Below are 16,882 nucleotides of genomic sequence, written 5' to 3'. Positions count from 1 at the left end.
ATGGCGCCCAGTATTTGGCGTCATAGCTTTGACGATCATTAGCCCCTGTCGGGCAAAACACCCTGCAAGGAGTCCAGGATGCAGAAAGAAGGCAAGGTGGTGCCCTTGGCGGCTGCCATCGACCGAGGGGGGCGCACGCCTCTTCCTTGCCTTCCGGTATTGTTGCTGCAGGTGCGGGACAAGGCCGCCTTGCAGCTGCGCCAAGGCTTGCAGGACTTGTTCGACAACGCCGATGACACGCTTTTCGAAATGGCTGACAAGGCCTTCGACCGTTATGACCAGCATCTGTACTTCGAAGCCATGCGTGATCTGAGGCTCAAGCGCAAAAGCATCGAGCGCGGCTTTCTTGATACCTTTCATGACACTTTCGCGCGCATCGGCCAGCCCGACCCGCTGGCGCACCTGGCCGAACCGGGTAGCTTGCGGAGCAAGGCCCAACGGGAGCGGGCTGCGGCCATGGAAGGCATGGTTGGGCGGGTGCTGTCACGCGATGGTATTGCCCTGCAGCAACTGGGCCTTCGCTTGCAGGCGCTGCTCGATCGCCCCCTGCATGAGCAGCACAACCCGTTGGGCCCGGCCGCTTTGTGCGGGTACTTCCTGGACGCCGGGCGCAACCTGGGGGTTGGTTTACGGGTCAAGCTGGTGCTGCTCAAGCTGTTCGAACGCTATGTACTGCGTGATGCCGACATTCTCTATGCCGACGCCAACCAGCTATTGGCCGCAGCCGGTGTCCTTCCGGAGTTGCAGCCGGCACCGCGCCGGCGCGCCGAAGACAGGCGCTTGCGCACACGACGAGGGCCGTTGAGCCAAGGCCAGGACGTTGGGGCAGACGCGGCAGGGCAAGCGTATTTCGCCTCATTGCAAACCTTGCTGGCCCCGCTGCGCGGGCAGTTCGCACCGCGATTGCAGGCGGTGGCTGCTGCCCAGCCGATCAGCACGGCCGACCTGATACGCCTGCTGTCGCATTTGCAACACTATGTACCCGCAACTCACGAGGCCGATGATTTCGAGCTCGGCCAGCAGCTTGAGCAACTGCTGTTGCGGGTCAGTGTGCGCAGCGGCACGCGCCGGCGCATCGCCGTGGACGATGAGGACGTGATCAACCTGATCGGCCTGGTGTTCGCCTTCATCCAGCGTGATGACAACCTGCCCGCCAGCCTGCGCGCACTGCTTGCGCGCCTGCATATTCCCTTGCTCAAGGTAGCATTGCTGGACAAGGGGCTGTTCAGTCGGGCCAGCCACCCGGGGCGCCGGCTGATCAACGAGATCGCGGGCGCGGCCATTGGCTGGGCGTGCGGCAGCGAAGGCCTGCGTGACAGCCTTCACCTGCGGGTAGAATGCACGGTCCAGCGCCTGCTCAATGATTTTGCCGAAGATACTGGCCTGTTTGTCGAGCTTCTCGACGAGTTTCTCGCATCCAATCAGGAGGAACGGCGGCGCAACGAGCTGCTTGAACAGCGCACCCGCGATGCCGAAGAGGGGCGTGCCCGTGCCTTGCAGGCGCGGCACCAGGTGCAGCAGGTGCTCAACCAGCGCCTGCGCGGTCGGGTATTGCCCCTGGTGGTGGTGCAGATGCTGGTGCAAGCCTGGAGCCAGGTACTGCAGTTGGCATGGCTGAAGCAGGGTGAAGCCTCCCAGGGCTGGCGCGATGCCCTGCAGACCGTGGATGCGCTACTGGCCAGCATCACCCCGGGGCATGAGCCGCAAGCCCTTTTGCAGCAGGTTCCGGGCCTGCTCAAGGCGCTGCGCGATGGCCTGGCCAGCGTGGCGCTGGATTCGGCAGCAACCCGAGAGTTCTTCCTGCAACTGGAGCAATTGCACTTGCATGCCTGTGCGGGCACTGAGCTACCGGCTGGCCATGACAAGCCCTTTGCCGAAGTGCTGGTGGACGAGGACATCGTACTGGCGATGCCCGAAGAACCGGCCTGTGCACCGCTGCAATTTGCCGATGGGCAGGCAGCAACGCTGCAGCACGTGCAGCGCTTGCGCATCGGCAGTTGGGTTGAAGTCATGGATGACGGCGAACCGCTGCGTTGCAAACTGGTGGCGCACGTCGGTAGTCACGACAGGCTGGTATTCGCCAACCGTACCGGCATGAAAGTGCGCGAGTGGAACAGCACCGCCTTGGCCCAGGCACTGCACCGAGGGGACGTACGGATGCTGGATGACGGTTTGTTGTTCGAGCGGGCGTTGGAGGCGGTGCTCGATGGGTTGCGGCAACCTTGGGTGCAGTAGGCGGCAACATTACAATCATTCACATGCAAACGGTGTTGAGCGCAGGGCATACTGCTGACCTGTTCACGGCGTTTTCAGGATCTGCCCCATGCAATTGGACCGTGCCACTGGCTGGTTTCACGGAACCGGAATCACCCACTGCCCCTCGCCGAACTTCAATGCCCGCCCTGAAGGCGAATCGATTTCCCTGCTGGTGATCCACAACATCAGCCTGCCGCCAGCTTGTTTCGGCACCGGCAAGGTCCAGCAGTTTTTCCAGAATCGCCTGGACCCTGATGAGCATCCTTACTTCGACAGCATCAAGCACCTGACCGTGTCAGCGCACCTGTTCGTCGAGCGTGACGGGGCGGTGACCCAGTTCGTATCCTTGCTCGATCGCGCCTGGCACGCAGGCGTTTCGTGTTTTGACGGGCGTGAAGGCTGCAACGATTTCTCCATCGGTATCGAACTGGAAGGCACTGACGACCTGGCCTACACCGATGCCCAGTACGCCGTGCTGGAACGGCTTACCCGGCACATTCTTAGCGCCTGGCCGGCCATCGACCTGGGTCGCATTCAGGGGCACAGTGACATTGCTCCGCAACGCAAGACCGACCCCGGCCCGTCCTTCGATTGGCCGCGTTACCGCGAAGCGTTGTTGCACAAAGAGGACAAGGCATGAGTTTTCTGGTGTTGCTGCTGGCGTTGTGGGTCGAGAAATTTTCGGCCCTTCGTCACCAAGTGCAGCGTGACGGGTTTTTCCTTGGCGAGTTGGTGCGGCTGGAACGCAGCGGCAAGGTTCACCCATGGTGGACGCTGGCCATCCTGGTGCTGGCACCTGTAGCGGTGCTGGTATTGCTGCTGCATGTGCTGGAGCCGGTGGCCTATGGGCTGTTGGCCTTGCCGGTGCACCTGTTGGTGCTGGTCTATAGCCTGGGCCGTGGTGATGCCAAGGCCTCGCTTGGGCCGTTGCGCGATGCCTGGCGGCGCGGTGATGACCAGGCGGCTCTGCATGTTGCAGAGCGTGACCTGGGCCTGGCGGCCGACGAGCCGCACAGCTTGTTGGTAAGGGTGCAGGGCAACCTGCTGTGGCAGGTGTACCAGGGCTTTTTCGCGGTGATCTTCTGGTATTTCGTGCTGGGGCCTGGAGCGGCGCTGGCTTATCGCCTGCTGGCGCTGTGCGGCGAGCACAGCAAGCAGCCTGCGCTGAAGGCGCGGGCCGAACAGCTGCGGCATATCATGGACTGGCTGCCGGTTCGGGTACTGGCGTTGAGCTTTGCCCTGGTGGGCAACTTCCTCTCGGTCACCCGGGTGATGTTGCACGAGTTACTCAACTGGCACATCAGTGCCGCGCACCTGGTGGCCCGTGTCGGGCGCATTGCCGACGATATTCCCGAGGAAGAAGACAGCCAGCGCGGGTTGGGGCGGCTGGACAGCCTGTGGGAGCTGCTGCTGCGTTGTGCGGTGTTGTGGTATGCCGGGTTTGCGCTGTGGACAGTGCTGGTCTGAACTGAATTGGCTGGCCTCTTCGCGGGCGTTCCCGCGAAGAGGCCATGACAGGCAGCAAAACATCTACCAGCCAAACAACTCGCAAGCATTGCGGCTGCTAGCCTCAGCCAGCTCCCCGACATCAATCCCCATTACCTCGGCCAACGCCCCGGCAATCTCCGGCAAATGCTCCGGGCTGTTCCGCACCCCCGGGTACATCACCGGTGCCATATCTGGCGCATCAGTCTCCAGCACCACACTCTCCAGCGGCAGCCGCGCCAGGGTCTTGCGTAGCCGCAGTGCCTGTGGCCACGTCGCGGCACCGCCAAGCCCGAGCTTGAAGCCCAGCTTGATGTACTCGCGCGCCTCTTCGTAGCTGCCGGCAAACGCATGGATCACCCCCGCCCGCACCGGTTTGTAGCGCTTGAGCGTGGCAACCACCCGCGCATGGCTGCGGCGTACATGCAACAGCGCAGGCAGTTCGAAGTCGCAGGCCATCTGCAGTTGCGCTTCAAACAGGTCCTGCTGGCGGGTTTTGTCCAGGTCTTCAAGGTAGTAGTCCAGGCCAAATTCACCCACGGCGCACAGCCGCGTATCGCCGTGCAGGCGTTCCAGCCATTCGCGCAATTGAACGAGGTGCTCCGGGCGGTGCTGGTCGAGGTAGACCGGGTGCAGGCCGAGTGCTGCGAACTGGCGCTGATCGGTGCAGGCCAGGTCCCACACCCGCTGGAAATTCGCTTGGTACACCCCCAGCACCACCACACGTTCTACCCCACGCGCCGCCGCATTGGCCAGCAGGCGCGGGCGGTCGGCGTCGAAGTCGGGGAAGTCCAGGTGGGTGTGGGTGTCGATCAGGCGCATGGTCAGGCCGCAGTGATGCGCTGCTTGAAGGTTCGACCAACGGCATGCACACCCGGCTCGTAGCGCTTTTCCTCGATGGCGGCCAGCGCCAGCTCCAGCGCGGTGGCGGCAATCAGGCCATGCTGCTGGGCCATGGCATTGACCGGCAGCGGCAGGAAGTCGAGCAACTGGTTGTCGCCAAAGGTGCCCAGCTGCAGCTGGCGCGAATCGGCAGGGCGCGCCTGCAGGGTATCGAACACCCCTTGCAGCAGTACGTACGAGGTGGTCACCAAGGCATCCGGCAGGCCGCCCAGGTCGTCGATCAACTGCTGCATCAGGCGCTGGCCGCACTCGCGGCTGAACGCTTCACCCTGATAGCGGCGCACTTCACCGGCATAGCCTTGCAGCGCTTCGTCGAAGCCGCCGGCACGCGCCTGGCTGACAGACAGCTCAGGGCGGGCGCCGATCAGGGCAATGCTGCGCGGGGCGGCAGTGAGCAGGCTGGCGGCCAGTTGGCGGCTGGCATCGCGATCGTCGCTGATCACCGAGCAGAAGTGCGCAGGGTCCAGGCGGCGGTCGATGGCGATCACCGGCAGGCCTTTGTCCTGCAAGTCACGGTAGCTGTCGTCTTCCGGTGGCAGGCAGCTGGCGACGAACAGCGCGTCGCAGCGGCGGGCACGGAACAATTGCTGCAGCTGGCGCTCGCTGTCGGGCTGGTCGTCGCTGCTGGCGATCAGCAACTGGTAGCCACGGGCGCGGGCGCCTTGCTCCAGTTGCTTGGCAATGCGGGCGTAGCTGGGGTTCTCCAGATCCGGGAGAATGAAGCCCAGGGTGCGGGTGTGCCGGCTGCGCAGGCCAGCGGCCTGAGGGTTTGGGGTAAAGCCATGGGCTTCGACCACTGCACGCACGCGCTCGACGGTGGTGTTGCTGATGCGCTGCTGTTCAGCCTTGCCGTTGATGACATAGCTGGCTGTGGTCACGGACACACCGGCCAGGCGGGCGATATCGCTGAGTTTCACCGAATTTTCCTTGTTATTTCCGGGGCTGGCTGTAAGGCCGGACCGGGCATTTTGACCCAGCGCAGGCATCACGCGCAGACGACCATTGTCGCAATTGTCCGACAGGATGGGGCTTTTTACCGGGCAGATTATCGAGTAACGTGGCCGTCTGGTCAGATTAAACGTTTCAGCCGCCGAATTTTCTGCCTCGGCTGCCATCTGTGCAAGGCTGTTGAACTGGCCCTTCATGTGAATTTCACAACAATACTCCAGTACCCGACCGGGAACTGTAAAAGGAGAAGGTCATGCTCGAGCTCGCCAAGGAGCAGATAGCCATGGGTCAGACGGCCGCCGACAAGGCCGAGGCGTTGTGCCTGCTGGCGGACCGGCTGGTCGCTGACGGCCTGGTCGCCGAGGGTTACCTGCAAGGGCTGCAGGCCCGCGAGGCCCAAGGCTCAACGTTCCTTGGGCAGGGCATCGCCATCCCTCATGGCACGCCACAAACCCGCGATCTGGTGCATGCCACCGGCGTGCGCCTGTTGCAGTTTCCCGAGGGCGTAGACTGGGGTGATGGGCAAATGGTCTACCTGGCCATTGGCATTGCTGCACGCTCCGATGAACACCTGCGCCTGCTGCAACTGCTCACCCGTGCCCTGGGTGAGACCGACCTGGCCGAAGCGCTACGCCGGGCCAGCTCTGCCGAAGCGCTGCTCAAGTTGCTGCAAGGTGCACCTCAGGAACTGGCGCTGGATGCGCAGTTGGTCGGCCTGAACGTTCCCGCTGAGGATTTCGACGAGCTGGCCTGGCGGGGTGCCCGCCTGCTGCAGCGTGCCGACTGTGTCGACAGCGGTTTTGCCGCCGTGCTGCAACAGGCCGAGCCGCTGCCATTGGGCGAGGGCCTGTGGTGGCTGCACAGCGAGCGTCAGGTGCGCCAACCGGGCCTCGCTTTCATCACCCCGCAGCAGCCACTGCGTTACCGTGACCAGCCGCTCAACGGCCTGTTCTGCCTGGCCAGCCTCGGCGCGGCCCACCAGGCCTTGCTTGAGCGCCTGTGCGAAGTGCTGATCGAAGGGCGTGGGCAGATGCTCTACCAGGCCACCAGCAGCCGTGCGGTACTGGAAATGCTGGGGGGCGAGGCGCCAGCAGATTGGCCCAGTGCGCGCATCGTGCTGGCCAACCCGCATGGCTTGCATGCGCGCCCGGCCAAGGTGCTGGCGCAACTGGCCAAAGGCTTCGAGGGCGAGCTCCGCGTGCGCGTGGTCGACAGTGCGCAGCCGGCGGTGTCGGTGAAGAGCCTGAGCAAGCTGCTCAGCCTTGGCGCCCGCCGTGGCCAGACGCTGGAGTTGGTGGCCGAACCGGGCATCGCCGCCGATGCCTTGCCGGTGTTGCTGGCGGCCATCGAACAGGGCTTGGGTGAAGAGGTAGAGCCGCTGGCGCAACGTGCAACACCCGTTGCCAGCGTTGCGGCCGACGTGCTGCAAGCCCCCGTGGCCGGTAGCCGTATCCAGGGCGTGGGCGCTGCCCCCGGCATTGCCAGCGGCCCGGCGCATGTGTGTGTCGAGCGTGAGTTCGATTATCCGCTACGTGGCGAATCCAGTGCCCTGGAGCGGCAAAAGCTGCGTCAGGCCATAGCGGCGGTGGACAGCGATCTGCAGGCTTTGGTCAAGCGCAGCGACAAAGCCATTGGCGAGATCTTCGTCACCCATCAGGAAATGCTCGCCGACCCGGCCCTGACCGACGATGTCGAACAACGCCTTGCCCAAGGCGAAAGTGCTGCGGCAGCCTGGATGGCGGTAATCGAAGCCGCAGCCCGTCAGCAAGAGGCGTTGCACGATGCCTTGCTGGCCGAACGCGCCGCCGACCTGCGCGACATCGGCCGCCGCGTGCTGGCGCAATTGTGCGGTGTGCAGGCCCAGGTTGAGCCGGCGCAGCCTTACGTACTGGTGATGACCGAAGTCGGCCCGTCCGATGTGGCGCGGCTGGACCCAAGCCGGGTCGCCGGCATCGTCACCGCTCAAGGAGGCGCCACTGCCCACAGTGCCATCGTCGCCCGTGCGCTGGGCATTCCTGCAGTGGTGGGCGCGGGGGCAGCGGTCCTTTTGCTTGAGCCCGGCACGCCGCTGTTGCTCGATGGCCAGCGCGGCGTGGTCAACGTGGCACCGCCGGAAGAAGAATTGCAACGCGCCCTGGCCGAGCGTGATGCCCGCGAGCAACGCCTGCAGGCCGCCTGGGCCAATCGCCTCGAACCCGCCGTGACCCGCGATGGCCACGCTGTCGAGGTGTTCGCCAACATCGGGGACAGCAACGGCATCGCCAAGGTGGTGGAGCAGGGCGCCGAAGGCGTCGGCCTGCTACGCACCGAACTGATTTTCATGGCACACCCCCAGGCCCCGGACGTGGCGACCCAGGAAGCCGAGTACCGCCGCGTGCTCGATGGCCTGGACGGGCGCCCGCTGGTGGTGCGCACCCTCGATGTCGGCGGTGACAAGCCGCTGCCGTACTGGCCGATCGCCGCTGAAGAAAACCCTTTCCTTGGCGTGCGCGGCGTGCGCCTGACGCTGCAGCGCCCGCACATCATGGAAGACCAGCTGCGTGCCTTGCTGCAGGCTGCCGACAATCGCCCGCTGCGTATCATGTTCCCGATGGTTGGCCAGGTACACGAGTGGCGCGAGGCGCGGGCCATGGTCGAGCGCTTGCGTACAGAAACCCCGGTGGCCGACTTGCAACTGGGCATCATGGTCGAAGTGCCCTCGGCGGCCTTGTTGGCGCCGCAACTGGCGCGTGAAGTGGACTTCTTCAGCATCGGCACCAACGACCTGACCCAGTACACCCTGGCCATCGACCGTGGCCACCCAAGCCTTTCGGCCCAGGCCGATGGCCTGCACCCGGCCGTGCTCAGCCTGATCGACATGACCGTGCGCGCCGCCCATGCCCATGGCAAGTGGGTAGGCGTGTGCGGCGAGCTGGCGGCCGACCCGCAGGCGGTGCCTGTGCTGCTGGGGCTGGACGTTGACGAGCTCAGCGTGTCTGCGCGCAGCATCGCCGAAGTCAAGGCCCTGGTTCGCCAGGCCGATCACCAGACGGCCCGCGCCCTGGCGCGCGAGGCCCTGCAACAAGACAGCGCTGCGGCGGTTCGCGCGCTGGTGGAGCGTTCCTGAATGGCCAAGATCCTCACCCTCACCCTGAACCCGGCGCTGGATATCACCATCGGCCTGGACACCCTGCGCCCGGGACAAGTCAACCGCAGCCAGGTACAACAGAGCCACGCCGCGGGTAAAGGGCTGAACGTTGCCCAGGTATTGGCCGACCTGGGGCACAGCGTGACCGTCGGCGGCTTTCTCGGGCAGGACAACCTGCAGCCGTTCGAAGCGCTGATCCAGTGGCGAGGCTTTGCCGACTGCTTTGTTCGCGTGCCGGGCGAAACCCGCAGCAACATCAAGCTGGTCGAGGCCGATGGCCGCGTCACCGATATCAACGGCCAGGGCCCGGAGGTCGATGAGGCGGCGGGTAGCGCGTTGCTGCGCCGCCTGGAACAGGTCGCCCCAGGCCATGATGCGGTGGTGGTGGCCGGTAGCCTGCCGCGTGGCATCAGTGCCGAGTGGTTCCGCCAGTTGCTTGACCAACTGAAGGCCCAAGGCCTCAGGGTAGCCTTGGACAGCAGCGGCGAAGCCTTGCGTGCGGGCCTGCAAAGCGCGCCTTGGCTGGTCAAGCCCAATACCGAAGAGTTGGGCGAGGTACTCGGCCTGGCTGTGGATAACCCGGCGCAGCAACGTGCAGCCGCCGAGCACCTGCTGGCCAGCGGCGTCGAACATGTGGTGGTGTCTGCAGGTGAGCAAGGGGTCAGCTGGTTCGCCCGCGATCTGGCCGTACACGCAAGCCCACCCAAGGTGCGGGTCGCCAGCACGGTGGGGGCGGGGGATTCGCTGGTAGCCGGCATGGTCCATGGCCTGCTGCAGGGCGAGCTGCCTGCGCAGACGTTGACCCGTGCCACCGCGATTGCCGCCCAGGCCGTCACCCAGGTTGGCTTCGGCATCCGTGACCGCGAGCAACTGGCGCGTCTGGAAGCGGCCGTGCAACTGACAGAACAACAAGAGGGTTGCCGATGAACATTGCCATTGTCACCGCCTGCCCCAACGGCCAGGTGTCGAGTGTGCTGAGCGCACGTTTGTTGTCCGCCGCTGCCCAGCGGCGTGGCTGGAGTACCAGCGTCGAAGTGCAGGAAGCCGGGCACCCGGAGCGGCAACTGAGTGCGCAGCAGATCGCCGAGGCCGACTGGGTGCTGGTAGTCAGCACTGGCGCAGTGGACCTGGCCCGCTTTGTCGGCAAGCGCGTGTACCAGAGCACACCCTCCCAGGCGCTGGCCGACCGTGAAGGCTTCCTCGATGAGGCAGCAGCCAACGCCCAGCCGTTGGTGGCGGCATCAGACGCCCCAGTCGCTGTTGGCAGCGCTGTCACGCGAATCGTTGCGGTCACTGCTTGCCCGACCGGCGTCGCGCACACATTCATGGCCGCAGAAGCCTTGCAGCAAGCGGCACAACAGATGGGCTACCAACTCACGGTCGAAACCCAGGGTTCGGTCGGGGCGCGCAATCCCTTGTCTGCCGAGGCCATCGCAGAGGCGGATGTGGTGCTGCTGGCCGCTGACATCGAAGTGCCCACTGCACGGTTTGCCGGCAAACGTATCCACCGTTGTGGCACTGGCATCGCCCTCAAGCAAGCCCGCGCCACGCTGGACAGGGCTCTGGCCGAAGCCAAAGTGGAAAGCAGCGCCGATGCCGCAGCGGCTGCCAGTACGACAAAGGGTGAGAAGACCGGTGTGTACAAGCACCTGCTGACCGGGGTGTCGTTCATGCTGCCCATGGTGGTGGCCGGTGGGCTGCTGATTGCCCTGTCGTTCGTGTTCGGCATCGAGGCGTACAAAGAACCAGGCACCCTGCCGGCGGCGTTGATGCAGATCGGCGGCGAGGCCGCGTTCAAGCTGATGGTACCGCTGCTGGCGGGCTATATCGCCTGGTCCATCGCCGACCGCCCGGGGCTTGCGCCTGGCATGATCGGTGGCCTGCTGGCCAGCACCTTGGGGGCCGGTTTCATCGGCGGCATCGTCGCGGGCTTTCTTGCCGGTTACAGCGCCAAGGCCATTGCCCGCTGGGCGCGCCTGCCCACCAGCCTGGAAGCGCTGAAGCCGATCCTGATCATTCCGCTGCTGGCCAGCCTGTTCACCGGCCTGGTGATGATCTACGTGGTGGGCCAGCCGGTGGCGGCCATGCTCGAAGGGCTTACGCACTTCCTCGACAGCATGGGCACCACCAATGCCATCCTGTTGGGGCTGTTGCTGGGAGGCATGATGTGCGTCGACCTTGGCGGGCCGATCAACAAGGCCGCCTATGCCTTCTCGGTGGGGTTGCTGGCGTCGTCGAGCTACGCACCGATGGCGGCGACCATGGCCGCCGGCATGGTGCCGCCTATAGGCCTTGGCATCGCCACTTTCCTGGCCCGGCGCAAATTCGCCCAGAGCGAGCGCGAGGCAGGCAAGGCGGCGTTGGCGCTGGGGCTGTGCTTCATCTCTGAAGGGGCGATCCCGTTTGCAGCCAAAGACCCGCTGCGGGTGATTCCGGCCAGTGTCGTGGGTGGCGCATTGACCGGGGCGCTGTCGATGTACTTCGGCTGCAAGCTGATGGCGCCCCATGGCGGCTTGTTCGTGTTGCTGATCCCCAATGCGATCAACCATGCACTGCTTTACCTGCTGGCGATTGTAGCGGGTAGCCTGGTGACGGCGGTGGTGTATGCGGTGATCAAGAAGAGCGAGCGGGTGGAGTTGGCGGTGGCACCCGTAAAAGGCTAGAGAATTCTGGAGGCATTACTAGCCTCTTCGCGGCCAAGCCCGCGAAGAGGCCGGAGCAGGTCACCGCCGATGCTTCTGCCGCAACGGCACCAACAGATCACCCAACCCGTTGTGGTCGATCTCATGCATCAATGCCAGCAACCCACCCAGCTCCCCCGCCGGAAAGCCCTTGCGCGCAAACCACGCCAGGTAGTCTCCCGGCAGGTCGGCAATGATCCGTCCCTGATACTTGCCAAACGGCATGGTCCGGGTCACCAGCAGTTCGAGGGTTTCCGGCTTCATCGTCGATGCACCTGGCTGTGGAAAAGCGCCGACCATACTGCAATCTGCACGAGTGCCCAAGCGGCAATCATGCAGAACGCCCTTGTCAGCTATCATCCTGAATTGAATAAGTTATTGAAAATACTGGATTTATTTTTTGATTGAGGCTTGGCACGAACACTGCTCCCTTACAGATGACTATCACCTGCCAAGGAGTTCGTACCATGAGCAACCCCAACAAAGACGTGATCGATGTGCTCAACGACCTGATCGAGTACAGCAAGGATGGCGAGAAAGGCTTCAAGACCTCGGCTGATGATGTGAAGAACCCAGAGTTGAAAGCGTTCTTCGTTCAGCGTGCTGGCGAGTGCGCCAATGCTGCAGGCGAACTGCAAAGCGAAGTACGCCGTCTGGGCGGCGACCCGGAAACCTCCACCAGCATCAGCGGCGACCTGCACCGTGGCTGGGTCAACCTGAAGTCGATGGTCACCGGCAAGGATGAAGAAGCGGTGCTCAACGAGGTGGAGCGGGGCGAGGACCACGCGCTTAAAGCCTACAAGGAAGCCCGCGAAAAACTGGTGAAACTGGGCCGCACCGCCAGCGACATGACCTACAGCCTGGTGGAAAAACAGCTGCAAGGCGTGCAGCGCAACCATGACCAGGTCAAGGCCCTGCGCAACGCGGCCCGCGCCCGTTCTTAATCCCGAGGCCCCTCTACCCGGTTGCGGCCCATGGCCTTGGCCCGGTAGAGCGCTTCGTCCGCAGCACCCAGCACCCCGGCCAGGTCGTGCTGGATGCCGGACAGGCCGATACCGATGCTCACCGTTACCGCGTGGGCATCATCGGCAAACGGCGCTAGCGCCTCGACGCTGGCGCGTATGCGTTCGGCCAGTAGTCGGGCGCCGACCAGGTCGGTTTCCGGCAGCACCACCTGAAACTCCTCCCCACCATAACGCGCAGCCAGGTCGGCCGGGCGGCGGATGCACGCTTCGATGGCTTTGGCCACCTCACGCAGAGCATGGTCGCCACCGGCATGGCCATGGCGCTGGTTGAACGCCTTGAAATGGTCCACATCCACCATCAGCACGGCCAGCGGTTTGCGGTTGCGTTGCGCGCGAGCCCATTCGTGGCGCAGCACCTGGTCCAGGCGGCGCCGGTTGGCCAGGCCCGTCAGGCTGTCGGTGGCAGCCAGGGTTGCCAGGCCTCGCTCGGCTTCCTGGCGGCGGCGCAGTTCGCGGCCCAGCAGCAGGGTCAGCCAGAGAATGCCCACGCAGAGCACGCCGGTAGCGACGCTGACCAGAATCGCGGTACGTCGCCACGACTGGAACACCTCGTCTGTGGAGTGAACCACCAGTACGATCAGCGGCAACTGCGCGACACGGGCAAAGGTATAGATGCGTGAGTTGCCGTCGCTCCCGGAGCGTGCGGTGAAGTTGCCACTCTGTTCGCTGAGAATACGCTTGAAGTTGGGCCGCTCGGCATAGTTGGTGCCGATCAGTGGGTCCTGCGTGCGCGAGGGCTGGCGGGCAAGCAACTGCCCGTCGGTGTTGAACAGGTTGATGCTGCTGTCGTCACCGATGTCCAGGCGCTGGAACAGCTCGCTGAAGTACGACAGGCGCAATGCCCCTGCCGCCAGGCCGGCGAATTCGCCATTGGGGCCAGAGATACGCCGGCTGAAACTGATACACCAGTCCAGGTCGCCCAGTTTGGCCTTGAACGGCGGGCCCACCAGCAAACCGAGGTTGGCGTTGTTCTGATGCGCCTTGAACACCCCGGTATCGCCGAAGTTGGCCTTGCGCGGCACGCTACTGGTGGAGTCGCCCACTACGTTGCCTTGTTTGTCCAGCCACAGCACATCACCGCGTTTGCGGTCGACGAAGGCTTCATTGAATAGCAGGCGCTGGCGTAGCGGGGCGGGGATTTCCGGCAGTTCCTTGCGTCCGACAGCCCAGATCAGGCCCCGCAGGGACTGATCGTAGAGTTCGGCGTTGCGCAGGATGTCGCTTTCGATCAACTGAACGATGTTGCTGGACGAGCGAATGGCCGACAGCTCGACGCTATCGCGTTCCCGCGCCAGCAAGTAGCTGACGATGGCGACGATGGCGAGCACGGCAAGGCAGCTGCCCAGATTGAGGGTCAGCTCGGGGTGCGACCTGAGGAATGCGAAACGCGGTAATCGGGTGGGCATGCTCGCTACTGCGTGGGCAGGGCCATTCGCGGCGGCGACATTCTAGGGAAGCGCGGATTGTCGAACAAGATTTGTCCGACGGAATCACGCAGAGCTGTATTCCGGCTTCTCGCCGAACCCTGTGGGAGATTGCCCAGCCCTGCGGACTGCGCTGTCGCGCAGAGAACAGTGTCCACTGTGGGAGCGGGCTTGTCCCGCGAAGGGAGCCACGCGGTGCATGGCACCGGCTTCGCCGGTGTTCGCGGGTGAACCCGGTCCCACTGGGTTATTCCATAGGCGCGGAACATGTGGTGCCGAGCACCTTTCAGCGTTCGTCACAACTTAAAACATTTTCTTTTTTGACTAAACTGCGATAGGTACTAACCTACTTACGATCATAACATTAAGCTGCTTAAGGTTTGATACATGGCATTTGACGATACATTTCGCTTGAGTTCTCATGCTGTGATACTTAACGAAAACAATGAAGTGCTTCTATTAAAGGCAAATTACGGAAGCTTTTCTTGGGGGCTTCCCGGCGGAGCATTAGAAGTTGGGGAAACTATTCATGAAGCATTAGTCAGGGAGTGCCTTGAAGAACTAAGCCAGCCAATCACCGCTGCTACACTGACAGGCGTATATTATCACAAGCACTATAACTCACAGGCCTTTATCTTCCGTTGCAGTATAAGTGAAATTTCAAAAATAACCTTGAGTAGTGAACATTCCGAATACAATTTTTTTCCAATATCCTCCCTGAGTGAAATTCAAGCCATTCGCGTCAATGACTGTTTAAATTTTTCTGGAATTGTTACCAGTAGGAAGTTTTGAACAGGAATTTTAATAATCCCAGCTTTGCATTATCTCCGCCGAGTAAGTCTACCTCCCGCTTAAAGCCCTTTCATCTGTCCGCCAGAGCCGCGCCAGGTACTTCCACACCTGGATCTCTTGGCTTTGTTGAGCGAAAATAATAGATTAGATGCCTTGAGATCTATCAGTGATTCATTGTCAGAAAGCGGGGTCTCAATATTTGAAGAGCCTTGTCTGAGTAGTCAGTTTTGCCATCCCTACTTCCCTGAGTTTTATGAGGCGAATGCCTTAACAATCAAGCTTGGTGAAGAACTTAACCTCAATTACAACAATCCCGTATCTCTGCTAGAAGATATCTCAAAGTTTTATCACGTAGAGGCCATTAACGTTTCGCAGCCGATGTTGGCAACAATCGAACAGAAAAAAATAATCTATGAGTCATTTAAGCAAATTTCAATAGATTTACTAAATCATGCCCTCTGTAGCGAGGCAGATGTACACCGAATTGCTGAGTCACTTTATAGCTTTTCTTACTCTCCTAATGGTTTTGCAGGCGGATTGAGAGTATTACAAATCAAGGCGCGGTTGAAATAGAAATTCAATTTGAACAGTTATCAGTTGAAAACTATTTTTACTACCATACGACCGTATGGCTCGATACTGCGTCGAACAAAAAAGGAGGTCGCGTAGTTTGTCACAGGCGATACTGGCCCGAAACAAATGTGGGAGCAGGTTTACCCGCGAAGAATCCACCGCGGTGCTTGGCACCGGCTTTGTCGGTGTTCGAGGCGGTTCGACGCCTCGGTGAACCCGCTCCCACAGGGTTAGATTTATTGCTTACAAACGGCGATCAGAACACGTTCAGTGGGTAATCCACGATCACCCGCACTTCATCGTTGTCGCTGTTGCTGTCGATCGACGCATAACCCTGGCTACCACGGTGGGTGGCATAGCGCACCAGCACCGACAGGTCTTTCAGGTCACCCTCCTGGAACACGTACTTCACGTCCAGGTCACGTTCCCAGTGCATGGCGTTCTTGCCATCTTCACGGTAATAGTCGTAGTGCGTGGTGTCCTGCACCGCCTTGGTCAGGTCGGCTTCACCGCGTGAGTACGACAGCGAGGTGGTCAGGCCAGGCACGCCGAGCCCGGCGAAGTCATAGTTGTACTGCAGCTTCCACGAACGCTCGTTCGGCGCGTTGAAGTCCGAGTACATGCGCGAGTTGTCCAGGTACACGCTGTCGCCCAGGTTGATGTAGTCAAACGGCGTGTTGCCGTTTACCCGCTGGTAGGCGGCGGTGACGCTGTGGAACCCGGCGTTGACGGTGAAGTGAACGCTGTAGGTGTTGTTGTCGATCTTGCCCAGCAGGGCCTGGCCGGTGTCCTGGGTGTGGTAGAAGTGCACGCCCGGGTTCAGGCTGACCAGGTCGTTGACTACGTAGGTGTAGTCGAAGTCAGCGTAGTACTGGTTCCAGATGTCCTTCAGCTCGGCGGCATACAGGTTGGCGGTGATGTTCGGGGTACCGCTCCACGACGCGCCGGCCCAGTTCAGGTGCTTGCTCTTGTCGTGTTCGTTCAGCGCGCCGTAGTAGGTGTCGATACGGCGGTGACCGCTCTGGTTGTACGGGTGGGTGAAGCTCACCTGGCCGCCTTCGAGCAGCAGGCCGTCGATGCTGGTGTTGGTCAGGCTCACGCCACGGAAGGTCTGCGGCAGCATGCGGGTTTCGCCGCCCGCGATCACCGGGTTGGTGAGGAACAGGTCACCGGCTTTCAGCTCGGTGTCGAAGGCTTTCAGCTTGATTGCAGCACCAGCCGTGGAGAACGAGTGCGGGGCAGCGCCCAGCTCGCCGTCGTCCTTGATGTGCTCGGGCAGGATGCTGGTGCCAGCATGGCCGCCACCGCCATCGAGCTTCAGGCCCAGCATGGCATGGGCGTCCAGGCCAAAGCCGACCACACCCGGGGTGTAGCCCGACTCGAAGCGTGCAACCGCGCCCTGGCCCCACTCGCGGGTGTCGCGCACGCCGGCGTTGTGGTTGTCGCGGTTGAAGTAGGCATTACGGAAATGCAGGTTGAAGGACGACCCTTCGATGAAGCCATCAGCCTTGTCTTCATCTGCCTGGGCGGCGAAAGGGATCGTTGCAGTCAACGCAATGAACAGCGGGGTGAAACGAAACGCGGAAGGCACCGGTACTAGCTCCTTTGGTGTGACGGTGGGGCAGTTTTTATTTTTGAATGTGCGTCTTTCTTATAAGTAGACGTTAC

The 16,882-nt window shown here is 62.3% G+C and carries 14 protein-coding genes; 9 read left to right on the top strand and 5 right to left on the bottom strand.

The features are described 5' to 3' along the window. Positions 1-78 precede the first annotated feature (78 nt). The 3 genes from FHW75_RS09820 to ampE all read left to right on the top strand — a co-directional run bounded on the left by FHW75_RS09820 (position 79) and on the right by ampE (position 3,723). Positions 79-2,235, top strand: coding sequence for a DUF1631 domain-containing protein (locus FHW75_RS09820; protein WP_084297400.1), 2,157 nt, complete (start codon positions 79-81; stop codon positions 2,233-2,235). An 88-nt stretch (positions 2,236-2,323) separates the two neighbouring features. Further along, on the top strand, positions 2,324-2,896 hold the full coding sequence (gene ampD / locus FHW75_RS09815; protein WP_019099743.1) for a 1,6-anhydro-N-acetylmuramyl-L-alanine amidase AmpD: 573 nt from the start codon (positions 2,324-2,326) through the stop codon (positions 2,894-2,896). Further along, positions 2,893-3,723: a regulatory signaling modulator protein AmpE gene (gene ampE, locus FHW75_RS09810; protein ID WP_027609746.1), complete on the top strand. Its 831-nt coding sequence runs from the start codon at positions 2,893-2,895 to the stop codon at positions 3,721-3,723. Before ampD ends, ampE begins: the two co-directional genes overlap by 4 nt. A gap of 63 nt (positions 3,724-3,786) precedes the next feature. Here ampE and FHW75_RS09805 read toward each other — a convergent pair whose 3' ends face one another. Beyond that, positions 3,787-4,563 carry a TatD family hydrolase gene (locus FHW75_RS09805; protein WP_183673552.1) on the bottom strand — a complete coding sequence of 259 codons (777 nt, stop codon included), beginning with the start codon at positions 4,561-4,563 and terminating at the stop codon, positions 3,787-3,789. Positions 4,564-4,565: 2 nt separating this feature from the next. Continuing rightward, positions 4,566-5,561, bottom strand: coding sequence for a catabolite repressor/activator (gene cra, locus FHW75_RS09800; RefSeq protein ID WP_025754809.1), 996 nt, complete (start codon positions 5,559-5,561; stop codon positions 4,566-4,568). 284 nt (positions 5,562-5,845) lie between these two features. On the opposite strand from cra, the gene ptsP reads away from it, so the two are divergent. From ptsP to FHW75_RS09785, 3 genes are read left to right on the top strand one after another with little or no spacing between them, the layout of a single operon-like run. Then, on the top strand, positions 5,846-8,698 hold the full coding sequence (gene ptsP / locus FHW75_RS09795) for a phosphoenolpyruvate--protein phosphotransferase (protein ID WP_019099747.1): 2,853 nt from the start codon (positions 5,846-5,848) through the stop codon (positions 8,696-8,698). Beyond that, the gene (gene pfkB, locus FHW75_RS09790; protein ID WP_025754807.1) at positions 8,699-9,646 is read left to right on the top strand and encodes a 1-phosphofructokinase; all 948 of its coding nucleotides are present in this window, start codon (positions 8,699-8,701) and stop codon (positions 9,644-9,646) included. After that, positions 9,643-11,382: a PTS fructose-like transporter subunit IIB gene (locus FHW75_RS09785; RefSeq protein WP_025754806.1), complete on the top strand. Its 1,740-nt coding sequence runs from the start codon at positions 9,643-9,645 to the stop codon at positions 11,380-11,382. The genes pfkB and FHW75_RS09785 overlap by 4 nt, the downstream gene beginning before the upstream one ends. A 60-nt stretch (positions 11,383-11,442) precedes the next feature. Here FHW75_RS09785 and FHW75_RS09780 read toward each other — a convergent pair whose 3' ends face one another. Next, positions 11,443-11,664, bottom strand: a complete 222-nt coding sequence (locus tag FHW75_RS09780) for a DUF3820 family protein (RefSeq protein ID WP_016713256.1) — start codon at positions 11,662-11,664, stop codon at positions 11,443-11,445. 203 nt (positions 11,665-11,867) lie between these two features. On the opposite strand from FHW75_RS09780, the gene FHW75_RS09775 reads away from it, so the two are divergent. After that, positions 11,868-12,344, top strand: a complete 477-nt coding sequence (locus tag FHW75_RS09775) for a PA2169 family four-helix-bundle protein (RefSeq protein WP_019099750.1) — start codon at positions 11,868-11,870, stop codon at positions 12,342-12,344. Here FHW75_RS09775 and FHW75_RS09770 read toward each other — a convergent pair. Then, positions 12,341-13,831: a sensor domain-containing diguanylate cyclase gene (locus tag FHW75_RS09770; RefSeq protein ID WP_027609744.1), complete on the bottom strand. Its 1,491-nt coding sequence runs from the start codon at positions 13,829-13,831 to the stop codon at positions 12,341-12,343. The two genes, FHW75_RS09775 and FHW75_RS09770, sit on opposite strands and share 4 nt — an antisense overlap. Positions 13,832-14,236: 405 nt before the next feature. Between FHW75_RS09770 and FHW75_RS09765 the strand changes: the two genes are divergently transcribed. Both FHW75_RS09765 and FHW75_RS09760 read left to right on the top strand, forming a co-directional pair. After that, on the top strand, positions 14,237-14,641 hold the full coding sequence (locus FHW75_RS09765) for an NUDIX hydrolase (protein ID WP_081717279.1): 405 nt from the start codon (positions 14,237-14,239) through the stop codon (positions 14,639-14,641). Between the two features lie 117 nt (positions 14,642-14,758). Next, entirely contained in the window at positions 14,759-15,214 is a 456-nt protein-coding gene (locus tag FHW75_RS09760; RefSeq protein ID WP_183673551.1) for a hypothetical protein, read from the top strand. Positions 15,215-15,470: 256 nt separating this feature from the next. On the opposite strand, the gene FHW75_RS09755 is transcribed toward FHW75_RS09760, so the two are convergent. Continuing rightward, complete coding sequence (locus FHW75_RS09755) at positions 15,471-16,805, bottom strand: OprD family porin (RefSeq protein WP_183673549.1); 1,335 nt, start codon at positions 16,803-16,805, stop codon at positions 15,471-15,473. Positions 16,806-16,882 lie beyond the last annotated feature (77 nt).

This window comes from Pseudomonas sp. OG7 (genome assembly GCF_014192825.1).
Taxonomy (GTDB): Bacteria; Pseudomonadota; Gammaproteobacteria; order Pseudomonadales; family Pseudomonadaceae; genus Aquipseudomonas; species Aquipseudomonas monteilii.
Note: the sequence above shows the minus strand (reverse complement) of the source record. Positions and strands in the feature narration are given on the sequence as shown.